The 16509-nt window shown below is 65.4% G+C and carries 17 protein-coding genes; 11 read left to right on the plus strand and 6 right to left on the minus strand.

Annotated elements, in window-relative coordinates:
• The first annotated feature begins 35 nt into the window (after nt 1–35).
• From IVA80_RS05170 to IVA80_RS05180, 3 genes are all read left to right on the plus strand, one after another.
• Nucleotides 36–974: a peptidylprolyl isomerase gene (locus IVA80_RS05170; RefSeq protein ID WP_247426184.1), complete on the plus strand. Its 939-nt coding sequence runs from the start codon at nt 36–38 to the stop codon at nt 972–974.
• A 156-nt stretch (nt 975–1130) separates the two neighbouring features.
• Nucleotides 1131–2372, plus strand: a complete 1242-nt coding sequence (gene argJ / locus IVA80_RS05175) for a bifunctional glutamate N-acetyltransferase/amino-acid acetyltransferase ArgJ (protein WP_247426186.1) — start codon at nt 1131–1133, stop codon at nt 2370–2372.
• 4 nt (nt 2373–2376) lie between these two features.
• Entirely contained in the window at nt 2377–2787 is a 411-nt protein-coding gene (locus IVA80_RS05180; protein ID WP_247426187.1) for a (deoxy)nucleoside triphosphate pyrophosphohydrolase, read from the plus strand.
• 122 nt (nt 2788–2909) lie between these two features.
• On the opposite strand, the gene IVA80_RS05185 is transcribed toward IVA80_RS05180, so the two are convergent.
• Entirely contained in the window at nt 2910–3746 is an 837-nt protein-coding gene (locus IVA80_RS05185; protein ID WP_247426188.1) for a methyltransferase domain-containing protein, read from the minus strand.
• 76 nt (nt 3747–3822) lie between these two features.
• Between IVA80_RS05185 and IVA80_RS05190 the strand changes: the two genes are divergently transcribed.
• Genes IVA80_RS05190 through IVA80_RS05205 form a run of 4 tightly spaced genes read left to right on the plus strand, consistent with a single transcriptional unit; the run spans nt 3823 to nt 6297 of the window.
• A complete protein-coding gene (locus IVA80_RS05190) occupies nt 3823–4620 on the plus strand; it encodes a ComF family protein (protein WP_247426189.1) in 798 nt (265 codons plus the stop codon).
• 47 nt (nt 4621–4667) lie between these two features.
• A complete protein-coding gene (grxC, locus tag IVA80_RS05195) occupies nt 4668–4943 on the plus strand; it encodes a glutaredoxin 3 (RefSeq protein WP_247426190.1) in 276 nt (91 codons plus the stop codon).
• Nucleotides 4940–5818 (plus strand): carbon-nitrogen hydrolase family protein, encoded by an 879-nt coding sequence (locus IVA80_RS05200; protein ID WP_247426191.1) that lies wholly within the window; start codon nt 4940–4942, stop codon nt 5816–5818. Before grxC ends, IVA80_RS05200 begins: the two co-directional genes overlap by 4 nt.
• A complete protein-coding gene (locus IVA80_RS05205) occupies nt 5815–6297 on the plus strand; it encodes a DUF1178 family protein (RefSeq protein WP_247426192.1) in 483 nt (160 codons plus the stop codon). The genes IVA80_RS05200 and IVA80_RS05205 overlap by 4 nt, the downstream gene beginning before the upstream one ends.
• On the opposite strand, the gene IVA80_RS05210 is transcribed toward IVA80_RS05205, so the two are convergent.
• From IVA80_RS05210 to IVA80_RS05220, 3 genes are all read right to left on the minus strand, one after another.
• Nucleotides 6294–7193: an EamA family transporter gene (locus IVA80_RS05210; protein ID WP_247426193.1), complete on the minus strand. Its 900-nt coding sequence runs from the start codon at nt 7191–7193 to the stop codon at nt 6294–6296. The genes IVA80_RS05205 and IVA80_RS05210 overlap by 4 nt on opposite strands.
• Before the next feature lie 111 nt (nt 7194–7304).
• The gene (gene ubiG / locus IVA80_RS05215) at nt 7305–8078 is read right to left on the minus strand and encodes a bifunctional 2-polyprenyl-6-hydroxyphenol methylase/3-demethylubiquinol 3-O-methyltransferase UbiG (RefSeq protein WP_247426195.1); all 774 of its coding nucleotides are present in this window, start codon (nt 8076–8078) and stop codon (nt 7305–7307) included.
• A gap of 14 nt (nt 8079–8092) precedes the next feature.
• Nucleotides 8093–8560 (minus strand): PH domain-containing protein, encoded by a 468-nt coding sequence (locus tag IVA80_RS05220; RefSeq protein ID WP_247426197.1) that lies wholly within the window; start codon nt 8558–8560, stop codon nt 8093–8095.
• Nucleotides 8561–8722: 162 nt separating this feature from the next.
• On the opposite strand from IVA80_RS05220, the gene IVA80_RS05225 reads away from it, so the two are divergent.
• The 3 genes from IVA80_RS05225 (at nt 8723) to prfA (ending at nt 13654) form a co-directional block, all read left to right on the plus strand.
• Nucleotides 8723–9979 (plus strand): aspartate kinase, encoded by a 1257-nt coding sequence (locus IVA80_RS05225; RefSeq protein WP_247426199.1) that lies wholly within the window; start codon nt 8723–8725, stop codon nt 9977–9979.
• Between the two features lie 264 nt (nt 9980–10243).
• Nucleotides 10244–12511, plus strand: coding sequence for a phosphoenolpyruvate--protein phosphotransferase (ptsP, locus tag IVA80_RS05230; RefSeq protein ID WP_247426201.1), 2268 nt, complete (start codon nt 10244–10246; stop codon nt 12509–12511).
• 57 nt (nt 12512–12568) lie between these two features.
• On the plus strand, nt 12569–13654 hold the full coding sequence (prfA, locus tag IVA80_RS05235; protein ID WP_247426203.1) for a peptide chain release factor 1: 1086 nt from the start codon (nt 12569–12571) through the stop codon (nt 13652–13654).
• 10 nt (nt 13655–13664) lie between these two features.
• Here prfA and IVA80_RS05240 read toward each other — a convergent pair whose 3' ends face one another.
• Both IVA80_RS05240 and IVA80_RS05245 read right to left on the minus strand, forming a co-directional pair.
• Nucleotides 13665–14135, minus strand: coding sequence for a MarR family transcriptional regulator (locus tag IVA80_RS05240; RefSeq protein WP_247426205.1), 471 nt, complete (start codon nt 14133–14135; stop codon nt 13665–13667).
• 140 nt (nt 14136–14275) lie between these two features.
• Nucleotides 14276–14890 carry a hypothetical protein gene (locus tag IVA80_RS05245; RefSeq protein ID WP_247426207.1) on the minus strand — a complete coding sequence of 205 codons (615 nt, stop codon included), beginning with the start codon at nt 14888–14890 and terminating at the stop codon, nt 14276–14278.
• Between the two features lie 252 nt (nt 14891–15142).
• Between IVA80_RS05245 and IVA80_RS05250 the strand changes: the two genes are divergently transcribed.
• Nucleotides 15143–16477, plus strand: a complete 1335-nt coding sequence (locus IVA80_RS05250; RefSeq protein ID WP_247426209.1) for a substrate-binding protein — start codon at nt 15143–15145, stop codon at nt 16475–16477.
• Nucleotides 16478–16509: the final 32 nt, after the last annotated feature.

A 16509-nucleotide genomic window follows, 5' to 3' on the forward strand; every position in this document is an offset into this window, starting at 1 on the left:
TCGAGCAGCCCCCTGCTTCAACAAAAGGATTTTCCATGACCACCTCGTTCCCGGTAACCAAAACCGGCCTGCGCTTCGGCCTCGCCACCGCCCTCGTGGGCTGCCTTGCGCTGGCGCTGATCGCGGGTCCCGGCCGGGCTGCCGACGATCCGGTCCTGGCGAAGGTCAATGGCGCGGAAATCAAGAAGAGCGACGTCGCCATGGCCGAGGAGGAACTCGGGCCGAGCCTCGCCCAGATGGACCCGGCGAGCAAGGACGAGAACGTCCTGTCCTTCCTGATCGACATGAAGATCGTCAGCAAGGCCGCCGAGGACAAGAAGATCGCCGACGGCGAGGAGTTCAAGAAGCGCCTGGCGTTCGCCCGCAACCGGCTGCTGATGGACAGCCTGCTCGCGGGCGAGGGCAAGTCCGCCACCACCCCGGATGCCATGAAGAAGGTCTATGAGGAGGCCTCCAAGCAGATCACCGGCGAGCAGGAGGTGCGCGCCCGCCACATCCTGGTCGAGACCGAGGACGAGGCCAAGGCGGTGAAGGCCGAGCTCGACAAGGGCGCCGATTTCGCCGAGCTTGCCAAGAAGAAGTCCAAGGATCCGGGCTCCGCCGATGGCGGCGACCTCGGCTTCTTCACCAAGGAGCAGATGGTGCCGGAATTCTCGACGGTGGCCTTCGCGCTCGAGCCGGGCAAGATCTCCGACCCCGTGAAGTCGCAGTTCGGCTGGCACGTCATCAAGGTCGAGGAAAAGCGCAGCCGCAAGGCGCCGGACTTCGAGCAGGTCAAGGCCCAGATCGAGCAGTACGTGACCCGCAAGGCCCAGGCCGATTTTGTCGCCAAGCTCCGCACGGAAGCCAAGGTCGAGCGGCTGGACCAGCCGGCGGCTGACGCCAAGCCGGCCGACGCTGCCAAGCCTTCCGATGCCAAGCCTTCCGACACGAAGCCATCCGACGGCAAGATGGCGCCCCCCGCCAAGAAGTAAATCGACTTCGCTCTCGGACTTCAGTAGTTTGACGTCATGCCCGGGCTCGTCCCGGGCATCCACGTCTTAAGACCCTCATCAACATGTGCTGAAGGACGTGGATGGCCGGGACAAGCCCGGCCATGACGAATTCCATTTGTCCATAAGGCGCCCGCGATGTCCTCCTCCGTCTCCCCGCTCGCCCCCAAAACTGTTCCCGACATGCCCGTGATCGCGGGCGTCCGTCTCGCGACGGCGGAGGCCGGCATCCGCTACAAGAATCGCACCGACGTGCTGCTGGCGGTGATGGACAAGGGCACCGCGGTCGCAGGCGTCTTCACCAGGTCGAAATGCCCCTCCGCGCCGGTGGAATGGTGCCGCGCCAAACTGAAAGGCGGCAAGGCGCGCGCGCTGGTGGTGAATTCCGGCAACGCCAATGCCTTCACCGGCAAGACCGGCCGCAGCTCCACCGCGCTGACCGCGAAGATCGCGGCTAAGGCGGTCGGCTGCGGCGAGGACGAGATCTTCCTGGCCTCCACCGGCGTGATCGGCGAGCCGCTGGACGCGACCAAGTTCGACGGCGTGCTGGGCCGGCTCGCTGAGGCCGCCGAGCCCAGTGACTATCTCGCCGCGGCCAAGGCGATCATGACCACCGACACCTTCCCGAAGGTCGCGACCGCGACCGTGAAGCTCGGCAAGGCCAAGGTCACCATCAACGGCATGGCCAAGGGCGCCGGCATGATCGCCCCCGACATGGCGACGATGCTCTCGTTCATCTTCACCGACGCGCCGATCGCGCCCGCCGCACTGCAAGCCTTGCTCAAGAGCGGCGTCGAGGACACTTTTAACGCCGTGACGATCGACGGCGACACCTCGACCTCGGACACGCTGCTGGCCTTTGCCACGGGTGCAGCCGCCGAGCACGGCGCGCCGAAAATCAGCCGCGCCAGCGACCCCCGACTGAAAGCGTTCGTCAAGGCCTTCAACCAGGTGCTCGCCAACCTTTCCGAGCAGGTGGCGCGCGACGGCGAAGGCGCGCGCAAGCTGGTCGAGATCACCGTCGAAGGCGCCAAGACCAAGGCATCGGCGCGCAAGATCGCGATGTCGATTGCGAACTCGCCGCTGGTCAAGACCGCGATCGCCGGCGAGGACGCCAATTGGGGCCGCGTGGTGATGGCGGTCGGCAAGGCCGGCGAGCCGGCCGATCGCGACAAGCTCTCGATCTCCTTCAACGGCATCCGCGTCGCCAAGAGCGGCGCGCGCGATCCTGGCTACGACGAGGTGCAGGTGTCGGAGGCGATGAAGGCGCCGGAGATCGCGATCAAGGTCTCGCTCGGCCTCGGCAAAGGCCGCGACCGTGTGCTGACCTGCGACCTGACAAAGGAGTATGTGGCGATCAACGGGGATTACCGGTCGTAAACTCATGACCGATCTCAAGCTCACACTGGTGGTAGCCTGCGCGCTTGTCGACGCCGACAAGCGCGTCCTGATCGCGCAGCGCCCCGAGGGCAAAACGCTTGCGGGCCTGTGGGAATTTCCCGGCGGCAAGTGTGAACCCGGTGAGCGGCCGGAGCAGAGCCTGATCCGCGAACTGCATGAAGAGCTCGGCATCACCGTCGCCGAACCGTGCCTGGCTCCGCTGACCTTTGCGAGCTACGGCTACGAGACCTTTCACCTCCTGATGCCGCTTTACATCTGCCGGCGCTGGGAGGGGCTGGTCACCCCACGGGAAGGCCAGACCCTGGCCTGGGTCCGCGCCAACAAGCTGCGCGACTACCCGATGCCCCCGGCAGACATTCCGCTGATCCCGCATTTGATCGATTTGCTAATGTGAGTTGAAGCGGCCACCACGCTCTCGGCGTCATGCCCGGGCTTGTTCCCGGGCATCCACGATCTCGTGTCGGGCTGGAAGCCGTGGATGGCCGGGTCAAGTCCGGCCACGACGGAGGAAGCAGCCTACGTCTCTCCCGCCTTCTTCACCGCCTCCGCGAGACTTGCCTTGGCCGAACCGGGCTTCAGCGGCTGCTGCTGGCTCGCATGCGGGGCCCAGCCGGAGAGCCAGATGATGTCGAACGTTGCACGGATGCGGCCGTCGGCACCGGCAAAACGCTCGGCATAGACTTCAGCCATCCGCAGCAGCGTCGCGCGGCGCGTCGGTTTGCGGCGCCGCTCGATCAGCACATTGGCCGCGCCCATTCGGCGGAGATCCTGCATCAGCGCAAAGGCATTGGCGTAGCGCACCACGACACGGTCGACATCGGTGACCGGAAGGGCAAAGCCCGTCCGCTGCAACAGCGCGCCGATCTCGCGCAGATCAGCGAACGGCGCCACCCGCGGCGACACCCCGCCCTCGCATTCGGCCTCCGCCGCGGCAAAGGCCTGCCGCAACTCGGTCAGGCTGTCGCCGCCGATCATCGCTGCGAGCAGCAACCCGTCCGGCTTCAGCGCACGCCGCACCTGCGCGAGCACCCCCGGCAGGTCGTTGACGAATTGCAGCGCCAGCGCCGAGACGACGAGGTCCAGACTTTCGGGGGCAAAGGGCAGTTTTTCCGCGCCGTTCGCATCGAGCGCAACCCGCGCGGTAGAAGGAAGCCGCGCACGCAAAGCCGCAAGACCTTCGCCGGGCGTCCAGAGATCGGCTGGTGCGTGAAACTCGCGCATCACCGCGCCCAGCCGGTCCGACATGTCCTCGGCGACCCGATCGAGCAGGAAGGTCACCTCGCCCTGCGCCTGTGCGCGCCGCTGCCGCGAATGCAGCAGCGCACGATCGAACAGGGCGGGCGGAGTTTGCATGTTCTGAGCCATGCCGCTGGTTACGCCGATCACGACGGTTCTGGCAATCCGCTGTGGACGGCGCTAGTCTTCTCCGATGGAAGTAGAAGGCGCTCCCGCCCGTTCCATCGCCGCACCGCTGCGGGCCGCATGGACGGCCGGCCGCCACGTGCTGTCGCGCGCCGCACGGCTCGCGCTCGATATCGCGCTGCCGACGCTGTGCGTGTCCTGCCGCGAGCCGGTCGATGGCGAGGGCGTCTGCGCGGCCTGCTGGGCGCGGCTGTCGTTCATCGAACGGCCCTATTGCCCGCGCCTCGGCATTCCCTTCGTCTACGACCCCGGCCCCGACATGCTGTCGATGGAGGCGATCGCGAGCCCGCCGGCCTACCAGCGGGCACGCGCGGCGGTGCGCTATGACGACGTCGCGCGCACCCTGGTGCATGCGCTGAAATACCAGGACCGTACTGATTTGGCGCCGGCCATGGGCCGCTGGATGGCGCGGGCGGGCGGCGAGCTTCTGATCCAGACCGACATGCTGGTGCCCGTTCCCCTGCATTGGCGCCGGGCCTGGCGCCGCCGCTATAACCAGTCCGGGGCGCTGGCACAAATCATCGCGCGGCAGAGCGGGGTCAGGGTGCGCGGCGAAGTGCTGCGCCGGGTGCGCGCGACCGAGCAGCAGATTGGCCTGTCGCGGACCCAGCGCGCCATCAATGTGCAGGGGGCATTCCAGGTATCCCCCGACCGCCAGGCGGACGTCCAGGGTCGGCGCATTGTCCTCATCGACGACGTCCTGACGTCGGGTGCGACCCTGGATGCCTGTGCGCGGGCCCTGCTCCGCGCCAAGGCGGCCCAAGTGGACGTGCTGGTCTTTGCCCGGGTTGTCGAGGGCCGGTGAAGTCCCATATAATTCAATGAATTCATGACATGAGAGCGCCAGACACCATGACCGCTGCTGTCGAGATCTACACGAGGCCGGGCTGCGGCTATTGTTCCGCGGCCAGGTCGCTGCTGACCCGCAAGAAAGCGACGTTCACGGAGTTCGATATCGCCAAGAACCCGTCCTGGCGCCAGGAGATGTACGAACGCGCCGGCGAAGGTTCGACCTTCCCGCAGATCTGGATCGGCGGAACCCATGTCGGGGGGTGCGACGAGCTCTATGCGCTCGACCGCGGAGGCAAGCTCGACGGCATGCTCGGCAACGTGAAGGCGGAGTCATGAGCGAGAATCGGACCTTCACTGCGGCCATGGTGCAGATGCGCACCGGCCTGATGCCCGGGCCGAGCCTCGAGCAGGGCACCAGGCTGATCCGGCAGGCTGCGGCCAATGGCGCCGACTACGTGCAGACGCCCGAAGTCAGCAACATGATGCAACTCAATCGCAAGGCGCTGTTCGAACATCTCCAAAGCGAACAGGACGACACCTCGCTGAAGGCCTACCGCGCGCTCGCGGCGGAACTCGGGATTCACATCCATGTCGGCTCGCTGGCGCTGCGCTTTTCGGAGGAAAAAGCGGTCAACCGCTCCTTCCTGATCGGGCCCGAGGGCAATGTGCTCGCGAGCTACGACAAGATTCATATGTTCGACATCGAGCTGCCGGACGGCGAGAGCTATCGCGAATCCGCCAATTACCAGCCGGGCGAAACCGCCGTGATCTCCGACCTGCCCTGGGGCCGGGTCGGGCTGACCATCTGCTATGACGTGCGCTTCCCCGCGCTCTACCGTGCGCTGGCCGAAAGCGGCGCGTCCTTCATCACGGTGCCGTCCGCCTTCACCCGCAAGACCGGTGAGGCGCATTGGCACGTGCTGCTGCGTTCGCGCGCGATCGAGACCGGCTGTTTCATCTTCGCCGCGGCGCAGGCCGGCCTGCATGAGAACAAGCGCGAGACGTTTGGCCACTCGCTGATCATCGACCCCTGGGGCGAGATCCTGGCAGAGGGTGACGTCGAGCCCGGGATCATCATGGCCAAGATCGACCCGGCCAGGGTCGAGACCGCACGCCGGGCGATCCCGTCGCTCCAGCACGGCCGCCGCTTCGGCGTTGCCGATCCTAATGCCGGGCCGGACCATCTGCACCTCGTGCGGGGATCGGCATGATCCGCTACGCGCTCCGCTGCGATCGCGCCCACGCATTCGAAAGCTGGTTCCAGAGCTCGTCGGCCTATGAGTCGCAGGTGAAGCGCAAGCTCGTGACCTGCCCCATCTGCGGCTCGGCCAAGGTCGACAAGGCGATCATGGCCCCGCGCATCGTCGGCAAGAAGGGTCGCGGACCTGCAACGCCGCCGCCAGAGCCGACCACGACCGCCGCGCCCGAGGCTGCCGCATCAGGACCGACCTCGCTGATGATGGCGCAGGAGAAGGAGCTGCGCACCAAGCTGAAGGAGCTGCGCGATCACATCGTCAAGAACGCCGACAATGTCGGCGAGCGTTTTGCGAATGAAGCCCGTGCGATGCATTACGGCGACAAGGAGCACCGCCCGATCTACGGCGAAGCCTCGCCCGATGAAGCAAAATCGCTGATCGACGAGGGCATCGAAGTGTCGCCGCTGCCGACGCTGCCGGAAGACCGGAATTAGACCCCAACCAGCACCGCCACGCCAACCACGATCAGCACGATGCCGAAAATCTCGCGCGGCGCGATCGGCTGCTTGAATGAGTAATAGGCCACGGCTTGCGCGAACAGCACCTCGATCAAAGCGAGTGTGCGGACATTGGCCGCCGCGGTCAGCGCAAATGCCAGGAACCAGAATTGGGAGGCGAACGCGCCCATGAAGCCGGCGAGCAGCGACGGCTTCCACAAGCCGACGATCGCCTCAAGCACCTTCGGCGCGCGCCAGAGCAGATAGATCGTCAGGATCAGCGTCTGCACGAACAGGCCGAGCACCAGGGTGACCGATGCTGCCGTCACGAAGGAGACATCAGGCACATTGATGATGGCACCGCGGAAGCCAACGGCTGAGAGCGCAAAGGCGGCTGCGGCGACGAGGCCCGTGACAGTCGGCTTCAATTCCGCAAAGCTCTTCTCGCCACCGGGCCGCAACGCCGTGATGACGACGCCGATGGTCGCAATCACGATCGCCAGCACCTTGAGCCAGGTCAGGTGATCGCCGAGGAAGACGAAGCCGAAGATCGCGGTCTGGATCGCCTCGGTTTTCAGGTAGGCCGTCGTCACCACGAAGGAGCGGTCGTTCATCGCCAGCAGCATCAGGCCGGTCGCGACGATCTGGCTGAGGGCGCCAAGCAGAAGCCATGGCCAGAACACGGACGGCGGCATGCCGAGCCGATCGCCGGAGGCGATCAGCACCACCGCCAAAAACAGCAGCGAGAACGGGAATCCGAACAGGAAACGGATATTGGTCGCGCCCCAGGTCCCCAGCGGCTTCGTCAGCGACCGCTGCATCGCATTGCGCGCGACCTGGCCGAGCGCAGCGACGACGGTGAAGGGAATCCAGAGGCTGGCGATGGTGAACATGGGAGGGGGAGCGCTAAAGCAGGAAAAGATGCGTCCAACGTGCAAGCTGAGGCTCGCACGGTCAACCGCGGGAACGTCATGGGAGCGATGCTCGCGCCCTGTTCACGCCCCTCACACCATCCCTTCGGCCACCATCATGTAGTTCACGTCCATGTCTGACGAGAGCGCCCAATTGTCGGCGAAGGGGCTGTAGACGACGCCGGTCTGCTCGGTGATGACGAGGCGGTTGTCGAGCAGATACTTCGTCAGTTCATCCGGGGTGACGAACTTGTTCCATTCGTGGGTGCCGCGCGGCAGCCAGCGCAGGACGTATTCGGCGCCGACGATGGCGAGCGCAAAGCTCTTCCAGTTCCTGTTCAGCGTCGAGACCACCATCAGGCCGTTCGGCTTCAGCATCGATGCGCAGCGCTTCAGGAAAACGCCGACATCGACGACGTGCTCGATCACCTCCATCGCCAGCACGATATCGAAGCGCTCGCGCGGGTCGATCTGCTCCACCGTGGTGCAGCGGTAGTCAATCGCGAGATGGCTCTTGTCGGCATGCAGCTTGGCGGCGGCAATGTTGCTCGCCGACGGATCGACGCCGGTGACCTGAGCGCCGAGACGCGACAGCGGCTCGCACAACAGGCCGGCGCCGCAACCGATATCGAGCACGCGCAGGCCGCCGAGGCAGTTGAGGCTGCGCACGTTGCGCTCGAACTTGCGGCAGGCGGCATCGCGGATGTAGCCGAGCCGCAGCGGGTTGATCCGGTGCAGCGGGGCCATCTTGCCCTTGGGGTTCCACCACTCGGCCGAAAGTTTTGAGAATTTCGCAATTTCGGCGGCGTCGACGGTCGAGCCCGGCTGGGCGCTTGCGGTTGCGGAAGTATCTTGCTGCATGCTCATCGGTAAGCGCGGTCCTATCGCGCGGTGATCGAATTACGGAAGGCGAGCGGCGAGGCGATGGTCCGGATGGTTTCGCGCCCCTCGCCGACGCCGTTGATGGTTACGTCGCCATAGTTGAGAATACGTCCAAGAATCGTCTGGTTGACGTCGACGCTCTCGACCTTGTCCAGCGCCATCTCGAAGGTGCGGCGCTTGATAAATCCCGTCTTGTGGACGACCCGCAAATTGGTGACGTCGGTCTCCGTGGTGAAGCGATGGAACCAGCCCTTCAAGGTCCAGTACAGGGCGGCTAGCGCCACCAGGCCAGAGCCCCACAGGCACAGCACCATCAAGCTGTAGACGTCGATCTGCCGAGACGCGACGAATAGGGCCAAGGCCACAATCCAGGCCACGATGGCCGGAAAATAGAAGATCCAGTGCGCATTGGTCGAATACAGCACCCGCTCGCCCGGTTGCAGGATCTCGTCGATATAACGCGCCATGATCTCGGTTAACCCATACCCCCGGCTCGACCCAAAGCCTGCCCCCGCAGGAACCCGCTTGCCCCCGGCCCCGCCGCTATGTATACGCGCGGTCGGTATCCGCAGGCACCCGTCCAGTGCGGGTCACCATACTTATCCTTATGAGGGAATGCACGCGCCGTCATGAGCCGCCTCGTGATGAAATTCGGCGGCACGTCCGTCGCCAACATCGAACGCATCCGCAACGTCGCACGCCATGTGAAGCGTGAGGTGGACGCAGGCCATGAGGTGGCCGTGGTCGTCTCCGCGATGTCCGGCAAGACCAACGAGTTGGTGGCCTGGTGCACCGAAGCCTCGCCCATGCACGACGCGCGCGAATACGATGCCGTGGTCGCCTCGGGCGAACAGGTCACCTCGGGCCTGCTCGCCATCGCGCTCCAGGGCATGGGCATCCAGGCCCGCTCCTGGCAGGGCTGGCAGATCCCGATCAAGACCAGCGACGCCCACGCCTCGGCCCGGATCGAGGATATCGACGGCAGCCAGATCATCAACCGCTTCAAGGAGCGGAAGGAGGTCGCGGTCATCGCCGGCTTCCAGGGCATCAACGCCCAGACCAACCGCATCACCACGCTTGGCCGCGGCGGCTCCGACACCTCGGCGGTCGCGATCGCCGCCGCCGTCAAGGCGGACCGCTGCGACATCTATACTGATGTCGATGGCGTCTACACCACGGACCCGCGAATCGTGCCGAAGGCGCGCCGGCTCGACAAGATCGCGTTCGAAGACATGCTGGAACTGGCTTCCCAGGGCGCAAAAGTGCTCCAGGTCCGCTCGGTGGAACTCGGCATGGTCCACAACATGCCGATCTTCGTCCGCTCGAGCTTTGACAAGCCTGAGGATATCGACCCGCATGCCAACCAGCCGCCCGGCACGCTGATCTGCAGCGAGGAGGAGATCATGGAAAGCCACGTCGTCACCGGTATCGCCTTTTCGAAGGACGAGGCCCAGATCTCGGTCCGCCAGATCGAGGACAAGCCCGGCGTGGCCGCCTCGATCTTCGGCCCGCTCGCGGACGCCAACATCAACGTCGACATGATCGTCCAGAACGTCTCCGAGGACGGCAAGACCACCGACCTCACCTTCACGGTGCCGGCCGCGGACTACACCCGGGCCAAGGAGACGATCACCGCGGCCAAGGGCCAGATCGGTTATGCGCGACTCGACACCGCCACCGACGTCGCCAAGATTTCGGTGATCGGCAGCGGCATGCGCAGCCATGCCGGCGTCGCCGCCCAGGCATTTTCCGCCCTCGCCGGACGGAATATCAACATTCGGGCCATTACAACCTCCGAGATTAAATTCTCGGTTCTGATCGACGCCGCCTATACCGAGCTTGCGGTGCGCACCCTGCACACGCTCTATGGCCTCGATCAGACCTAGACGAATTTTCTCTTAGCGGCCGCAGCAAACGCGAAGGTGTATACACCTTTGTAGCTGGCAGGCGTTTTGCTTGGCAAAACAAGCCCCAATTCGCTATACGGCGAACAGGGTGGGCTGCCAGAAACTGTGCCCCGGTCGAGGCGGTGCCGATTCGGCTCAAGCGATCGCCTGGGCCGGCGCCGGATGAGCAGTTTGTTTTTCTGGATTTTCGGGCGAGCCGCCGGAGCCCCTTCGGGTCCGGCTGACGGAGGAGATTGACGGCACATGCGGAGCGCGTCGGGAGGTCCCCGCGTCTTGTTGAGACGGCTCCGCGAAACCATGGCGGAGCAGGTCTCGGCCCAGGAGCGGCTGGACAAGATCGTGGTGCTGATCGCTGCCAACATGGTGGCCGAGGTGTGCTCGGTCTACGTGCTGCGCATCGACAACACCCTCGAGCTCTACGCCACCGAAGGCCTCAACCGCGAGGCGGTGCACCACACCGTGCTCAGCGCCCATGAGGGCCTGGTCGGCCTCGTCGCCAGCGAGGCGACGCCGCTCAATCTGAGCGACGCACAGAGCCACCCGGCCTTCTCGTTCCGACCCGAGACCGGCGAGGAAATCTACCACTCCTTCCTCGGCGTGCCGATCCTGCGCGCCGGCAACACGCTCGGCGTGCTAGTGGTGCAGAACCGGGCCAAGCGCAACTATGTCGAGGAGGAGCTCGAGGCGCTCCAGACCACCGCGATGGTGCTGGCGGAGCTGATCGCCTCCGGCGAACTGTCCGCGCTGGCGCAGCCGGGGCACGAGCCTGCCGCGCGCCATTCCGCGCAGAAGGTCGGCGCGATCCTGTCGGAAGGCATCGCGCTAGGTCATGTCGTGCTGCACGAGCCGCGCGTCGTCATCAAGGACTATATCGCCGAGGACCTGCCGAAGGAGATCAAGCGGCTCGACACCGCGCTCGCCAAGCTGCGCGCTGATCTCGACCGCATGCTGGAGCGCGGCGACGTCGCCGACGGTGGCGAGCACCGCGAGGTGCTGGAAGCCTATCGCATGTTCGCCAACGACCAGGGCTGGTCGCACAAGCTGCACGAGGCGGTCGCCACCGGCCTCACCGCGGAAGCGGCCGTCGAGCGCGTGCAGTCCGACACCCGCGCGCGCATGCTGCGCTCGACCGATCCATACCTGCGCGATCGACTGCATGATCTCGAGGATCTCGGCTATCGCCTGATGCGGCAGCTGGTCGGTCAGGACCACGCGCCCTCGCGCGAGCAATTGCCCGACAACGCCATCGTCATCGCGCGCGCGATGGGCCCGGCGGCGCTGCTCGACTACGACCGCAAGCGCCTGCGCGGCATTGTGCTGGAGGAAGGCACCGCCAACTCCCACGTCTCGATCGTGGCCCGCGCGCTCGGCATTCCCGCGGTCGGCGAAGTCCCGAACGCGCCGGGCATCGCCGATCCCGGCGACGCCATCATCGTCGATGGCACCTCCGGCTCGATCTATGTGCGCCCGTCGCAGGAGGTCGAGGCCGCCTTCGCCGAGCGCGTGCGCTTCCGTGCCCGCCGCCAGGCGCAATATCTGGCGCTGCGCGACCGTCCCTGCGTCACCAAGGACGGGCAAAAAGTCGAGCTGATGATCAATGCGGGTCTCGCCATCGACCTGCCTCATATCGAGGACACCGGCAGCGCCGGCATCGGCCTGTTCCGCACCGAGCTGCAATTCATGGTCGGCCAGAGCCTGCCGCGCACCAGCGACCAGCTCGCGCTCTATCGCACCGTGCTGGATGCCGCAGGCACCAAGCCCGTCACCTTCCGCACTCTCGACATCGGCGGCGACAAGGCGCTGCCCTATATGGAAGCCGTGATCGAAGAAAATCCTGCTCTCGGCTGGCGCGCGATCAGGCTCGGGCTCGATCGCCCGGGGCTGCTGCGCGGCCAGATCCGGGCGCTGTTGCGCGCCGGCGGCGGCCGCGCGCTGCGCATCATGTTCCCGATGATCTCGGAGGTCGCCGAGTTCGATTCGGCGAAGGCGCTGGTCGAGCGCGAGCTGACCTATCTGCGCCAGCACGGCCATACCCTGCCGGAGCGGATCGACATCGGCACCATGGTCGAGGTGCCCGCCCTGCTCTACCAGTTCGACGAGCTCCTGAAGAAGGTCGACTTCATCTCGGTCGGCTCCAACGATCTGTTCCAGTTCCTGTTCGCGGTCGACCGCGGCAATGCCAAGGTTTCCGAGCGCTTCGACACCATGTCGGCGCCGATCCTGCGCGTGCTGTGCGAGATCGCACGGAAGTCCAACGCGGCAAAGAAGTCGCTGTCGCTCTGCGGCGAGATGGCCTCCAAGCCGATCGGCGCGCTGGCCTTGATCGCGATGGGTTATCGCTCGCTGTCGCTCTCGGCGACCGCGCTCGGCCCGGTCAAGGCGATGGTGATCGATCTCGATGCGAAAAAGGCCGAGGCGATGCTTGGCCCGTTGCTGGACGCCCCCGCCGGCAGCGTCTCGATCCGGCAGAAGCTGACGGAATTTGCCGAGGCCGAAGGCCTGGCGTTGTAGCGGGCCTGTCGCCCCTTCCCGCCGCCTCGCCCTTTTTCCGCACCTGAGACCAAACCGATGTCGTCACTCCCCGAAGCCAAACTGGACGTCCTGCTCGCGCATCACGCCTCGCTTGAGGCCGAATCGCTGGGACAGCTCGCCTCCGAGCGCTATGTGCAGATCACGCGCGAGCTTGCCGAGATCACGCCGCTGATCGAGGCGGTCAAGGCCTATCGCTCCGCCGTCAAGGAGCTCGCCGACGCCGAGGCGCTGATCGCCGATCCCGCGACGGATACCGAGATGCGCGGCATGGCGGAAGCCGAGCGCGATGAGTTGACGCCCAAAATCGAACAGCTGGTCCAGAAGATCCGCGTCGCGCTGCTGCCCAAGGACGCCATGGACGACCGCAACGTGGTGCTGGAAATCCGTGCCGGCACCGGCGGCGACGAGGCCTCGCTGTTCGCCGGCGATTTGTTCCGGATGTACGAGCGCTTCGCCAGCTTGCAGGGCTGGAAGGTCGAGGTGATCTCGGCGAGCGAAGGCACGGTCGGCGGCTACAAGGAAATCATCGCAGAGGTGCAGGGCCGCGGCGCGTTCTCGAAACTGAAATTCGAATCCGGCGTGCACCGCGTGCAGCGCGTGCCCGACACCGAGACGCAGGGGCGCATCCACACCTCCGCGGCGACGGTCGCCGTGCTGCCGGAGGTCGAGGACGTCGACGTCGATATCAAGAACGATGATCTGCGCATCGAGACCATGCGCGCGCAAGGCGCCGGCGGCCAGCACGTCAACAAGACGGAATCGGCGATCCGCATCACCCATATCCCAACCGGCATCGTCGTGATGATGCAGGACAGCCGTTCGCAGCACAAGAACCGCGCCTCCGCCATGAACATCCTGCGCTCGCGCATCTACGACGCCGAGCAGCAACGCGTCGATGCCGCCCGCTCGGCCGAGCGCAAGGAGAAGGTCGGCTCCGGCGACCGCAGCGAACGCATCCGCACCTATAATTTCCCGCAAGGACGCGTCACCGACCATCGCATCAATCTGACGCTCTACAAACTGCCGCAGGTGATCGCCGGAGAAGCAATCGGCGAGCTGATCGATGCGCTGACCACGGAGCACCAGGCTGCGCAGCTCGCAGCCCAGGGTGCGGGGGCCTAGATCTCGCGCCTCAACGCGCCTTGGCTCGGAACGCTCGCAGGATCTTGCCCAAGGCGGGTGCGGCGGCACTGAGCTCGTCCACATGAATGCGCGAGAGCGATCGCAGCTTCTGCTCGCCCTTGGCGGTCAGCTTAACCAGGACCCGCCGCGCATCCTCGGGATCGGCTTTCCGGCCGATCAGCTCCAGCTTCACCATGCGATCCACCAGCCCCACCGCGGTATGGTGCCGGATCAGGAGGAAGCGCGCGATGTCGCCGACGCTTGCGCCGTCAGGGTCGGCCAACCCTTTGATCGCCAGCAGCGCCTGATGCTGCTGCGGCGTCAGCCCGGCACTCTGGGCCGCGGCTTCGCTGAATGCCAGGAAGGTCCGGAGCTGATAGCGAAACTTTGCAAGCGCCGCGTAGTCGGCCTCGCGCATCGCGCCGTCCTTTGAGGGCGCCGCTGACGCGGGGCGTGTCGTCTTCCGTTTCGATCGAGCCATTCCGTGCCTGCCCTGCCTGCCCTGCCTGCCCTGCCTGCGACGTCGAGCCCGCCGATGGAGCGGGCGGTTGCTGCCGAGACTAGCAAGGAAGGATAGGCGGAACCAACGGAGCGGCGCCGCAGGTGCACAAAGATCGGGGCCTATTCGAAACTGGAGAGCAGGATCTCCACCAGGATGACCTGAAACGCGATCGGGATGCGAACGCTCTTCCGCCGGATCGAGCGCTGGAGCGCGCTGACGATCTCGGCGCTGGTCAAGGCACCCGCCGATGCGTTGGTCGTCAACTCGGCCCACATCTGCGACAGCGAGCCGCCGGGCGGGATCACCGGCTTGATGGTCACGCCGCAGCCCTGTGCCCAATCCACGATCTCCCGCATCGTGTGAGGACCGCAGTTGCGTGCGGTCGCAAGGCGCTCGGCCGTCAACACGCGTAGCAGCTCGCGCGAGGGCGACCACGCGCCCTTTGGCGGCTGCTCGCCGGTGAGCTCGACCGCTAGCTCCTTCAAGACGTTCTGGGCCCGCACGCTCAGTCTCTTCATCGGCCCCGGCGTACGCTTCGCCTGAACGGAGCCGACGGCCGGTCCCCGCTCGCCGGTCGGCCGATTGCGTGGCTCGGACATGCGGGTGGCATCACCGGACTGCGGCGTCGCGCGCTGGTCATTGACCTCCGCGGGCCACCCAGCCTCAGGCCGCTCCGCCTCCTGCAGCCAGGGCTGTAGCTTCCGGTCACCTGCCACTGTCGTCTGCCGCGCCATTTCTCTCGCCAAACCCGCCAGCCTCATAGTCACAAAGACTAATATATATCGTAATCCGATATGTTTTCACGACATAATTTTCGTCGTTCGACCAAAGGCGAATTTGACAGAAGGCGTTCACAAGCAATGTTTACGGCCAAGAGCTACACGCGGATGTGACGTGCCCGGCGCGGGCAGGCCTTCGAGGCCGAGCCGCCGCCGGACAAGTCGTGTTTTGCCTGCAAACAAGAACGATGTTCGGAGGAAACGACCATGACTGACGATCTCATCCGCCGCGGCCTCTCGCGCCGTGGCCTGCTCCAGACCACGGCGGGCCTCATCGGCGGCTCGGTGCTGCCAGCGATGCCGGCACTTGCCGACGACAAGCCGGCGATCGGCTCCTATCCCGCCGGCGTTTCGGGCTCCACAGCCTTCATCGGAATCTCAGTGCCGCGCACCGGCACCTATGCCGTGCAGGGCGAGGATGAGCTCAAGGGTTATCAGCTCGCGATCGAGCACATCAACAGCGGCCATGATCTGATCAAGAAGATCTCGCCGAAAACCAGCAAGGGCGTGCTCGGCAAGGAGCTGAAGTTCGGCGTTGCGGATTCCGCGGCCAAGCCGAACGAGGCGGTGCAGGCCCAGCAGCGCTTCATCAGCGAGAACAAGGCGATCATGATCACCGGCGGCACGTCGAGCGCAGTTGCGGTCGCGCTCAACAAGCTCGCTCAGCGCGAGCACGTGCTGTTCGTGTGCGGCATTTCCGGCTCGAACGACACCACCGGCAAGGATTGCGTGCGTTACGGTGTCCGTCAGAACTTCTTCGGCCAGACCGCAGCCGCAGCGATCGGGCCCGTGATGGTCAGGGAATTCGGCAAGGGCAAGAAGGCGGCGTATCTGACGCCGGACTACACCTACGGCCACACCGTCACCAAGTCGATGCAGGACTTCCTGGCGACCGCGGGCTGGACCACGGTGACCAACCAGGTCGCACCGCTCGGCGCCCCCGACTATTCCTCATATCTGCTGAACGTCGCGAACTCCGGCGCCGACGTGCTCATCAACGTCAACTGGGGCCACGACGCCGTGCTCTCGACCCGGCAGGCCAAGCAGTTCGGCGTGCTCGACAAGATGAAGCTGGTCGTCCCCTACCAAGTGCCTTTCATCGCGCGCGAGACCGGCGGCCTGATGCAGGGCGTCTACGCCGCCACCGACTATTGGTGGACGATCGAAGACAAGTTCCCGCTGGCCAAGATGTTCAACGAGGCCTTCGAGAAGAAGTTCGGCTACAAGCCGGAATGGGGCGCCGAGAACGCCTATGTCAGCTTCGCGCACTGGGCCCATATGTGCGAGCAGGCCGGCAGCTTCAATCCGCCCGACGTGATCAAGGCCTATGAGAAGGGCGAGACGATTCCCTCGCTGGTCGGCGACGTGCATTACCGCCCCGAGGATCACCAGTGCATTCGCCCGGTGATCATCGTCAAGGGCAAGATGCAGAAGGACATGAAGAACAAGGAAGACTGGTACGACGTCGTCGAGATCGTCCCGGGTGAAGGCCTGATGCAGAAGCCGGACGCGTTCGGCTGCCATCTCGGCGACTACACCTGAACCCGCGCTAACCCCTGTAACGCCGTAGGCCG

Origin of the sequence: Bradyrhizobium sp. 139 (genome assembly GCF_023074175.1) — a bacterium.
Classification (GTDB): domain Bacteria; phylum Pseudomonadota; class Alphaproteobacteria; order Rhizobiales; family Xanthobacteraceae; genus Bradyrhizobium.

Coding starts and splice junctions, on each gene's coding strand:
- ptsP (WP_247426201.1), top strand. CDS start 10,244: ATGCGGAGCGCGTCGGGAGGTCCCCGCGTCTTGTTGAGACGGCTCCGC.
- IVA80_RS05190 (WP_247426189.1), top strand. CDS start 3,823: ATGGAAGTAGAAGGCGCTCCCGCCCGTTCCATCGCCGCACCGCTGCGG.
- IVA80_RS05170 (WP_247426184.1), top strand. CDS start 36: ATGACCACCTCGTTCCCGGTAACCAAAACCGGCCTGCGCTTCGGCCTC.
- ubiG (WP_247426195.1), bottom strand. CDS start 8,078: ATGAGCATGCAGCAAGATACTTCCGCAACCGCAAGCGCCCAGCCGGGC.
- IVA80_RS05185 (WP_247426188.1), bottom strand. CDS start 3,746: ATGCAAACTCCGCCCGCCCTGTTCGATCGTGCGCTGCTGCATTCGCGG.
- IVA80_RS05205 (WP_247426192.1), top strand. CDS start 5,815: ATGATCCGCTACGCGCTCCGCTGCGATCGCGCCCACGCATTCGAAAGC.
- IVA80_RS05240 (WP_247426205.1), bottom strand. CDS start 14,135: ATGGCTCGATCGAAACGGAAGACGACACGCCCCGCGTCAGCGGCGCCC.
- IVA80_RS05200 (WP_247426191.1), top strand. CDS start 4,940: ATGAGCGAGAATCGGACCTTCACTGCGGCCATGGTGCAGATGCGCACC.
- prfA (WP_247426203.1), top strand. CDS start 12,569: ATGTCGTCACTCCCCGAAGCCAAACTGGACGTCCTGCTCGCGCATCAC.
- argJ (WP_247426186.1), top strand. CDS start 1,131: ATGTCCTCCTCCGTCTCCCCGCTCGCCCCCAAAACTGTTCCCGACATG.
- IVA80_RS05180 (WP_247426187.1), top strand. CDS start 2,377: ATGACCGATCTCAAGCTCACACTGGTGGTAGCCTGCGCGCTTGTCGAC.
- IVA80_RS05245 (WP_247426207.1), bottom strand. CDS start 14,890: ATGGCGCGGCAGACGACAGTGGCAGGTGACCGGAAGCTACAGCCCTGG.
- IVA80_RS05225 (WP_247426199.1), top strand. CDS start 8,723: ATGAGCCGCCTCGTGATGAAATTCGGCGGCACGTCCGTCGCCAACATC.
- IVA80_RS05250 (WP_247426209.1), top strand. CDS start 15,143: ATGACTGACGATCTCATCCGCCGCGGCCTCTCGCGCCGTGGCCTGCTC.
- grxC (WP_247426190.1), top strand. CDS start 4,668: ATGACCGCTGCTGTCGAGATCTACACGAGGCCGGGCTGCGGCTATTGT.
- IVA80_RS05210 (WP_247426193.1), bottom strand. CDS start 7,193: ATGTTCACCATCGCCAGCCTCTGGATTCCCTTCACCGTCGTCGCTGCG.
- IVA80_RS05220 (WP_247426197.1), bottom strand. CDS start 8,560: ATGGCGCGTTATATCGACGAGATCCTGCAACCGGGCGAGCGGGTGCTG.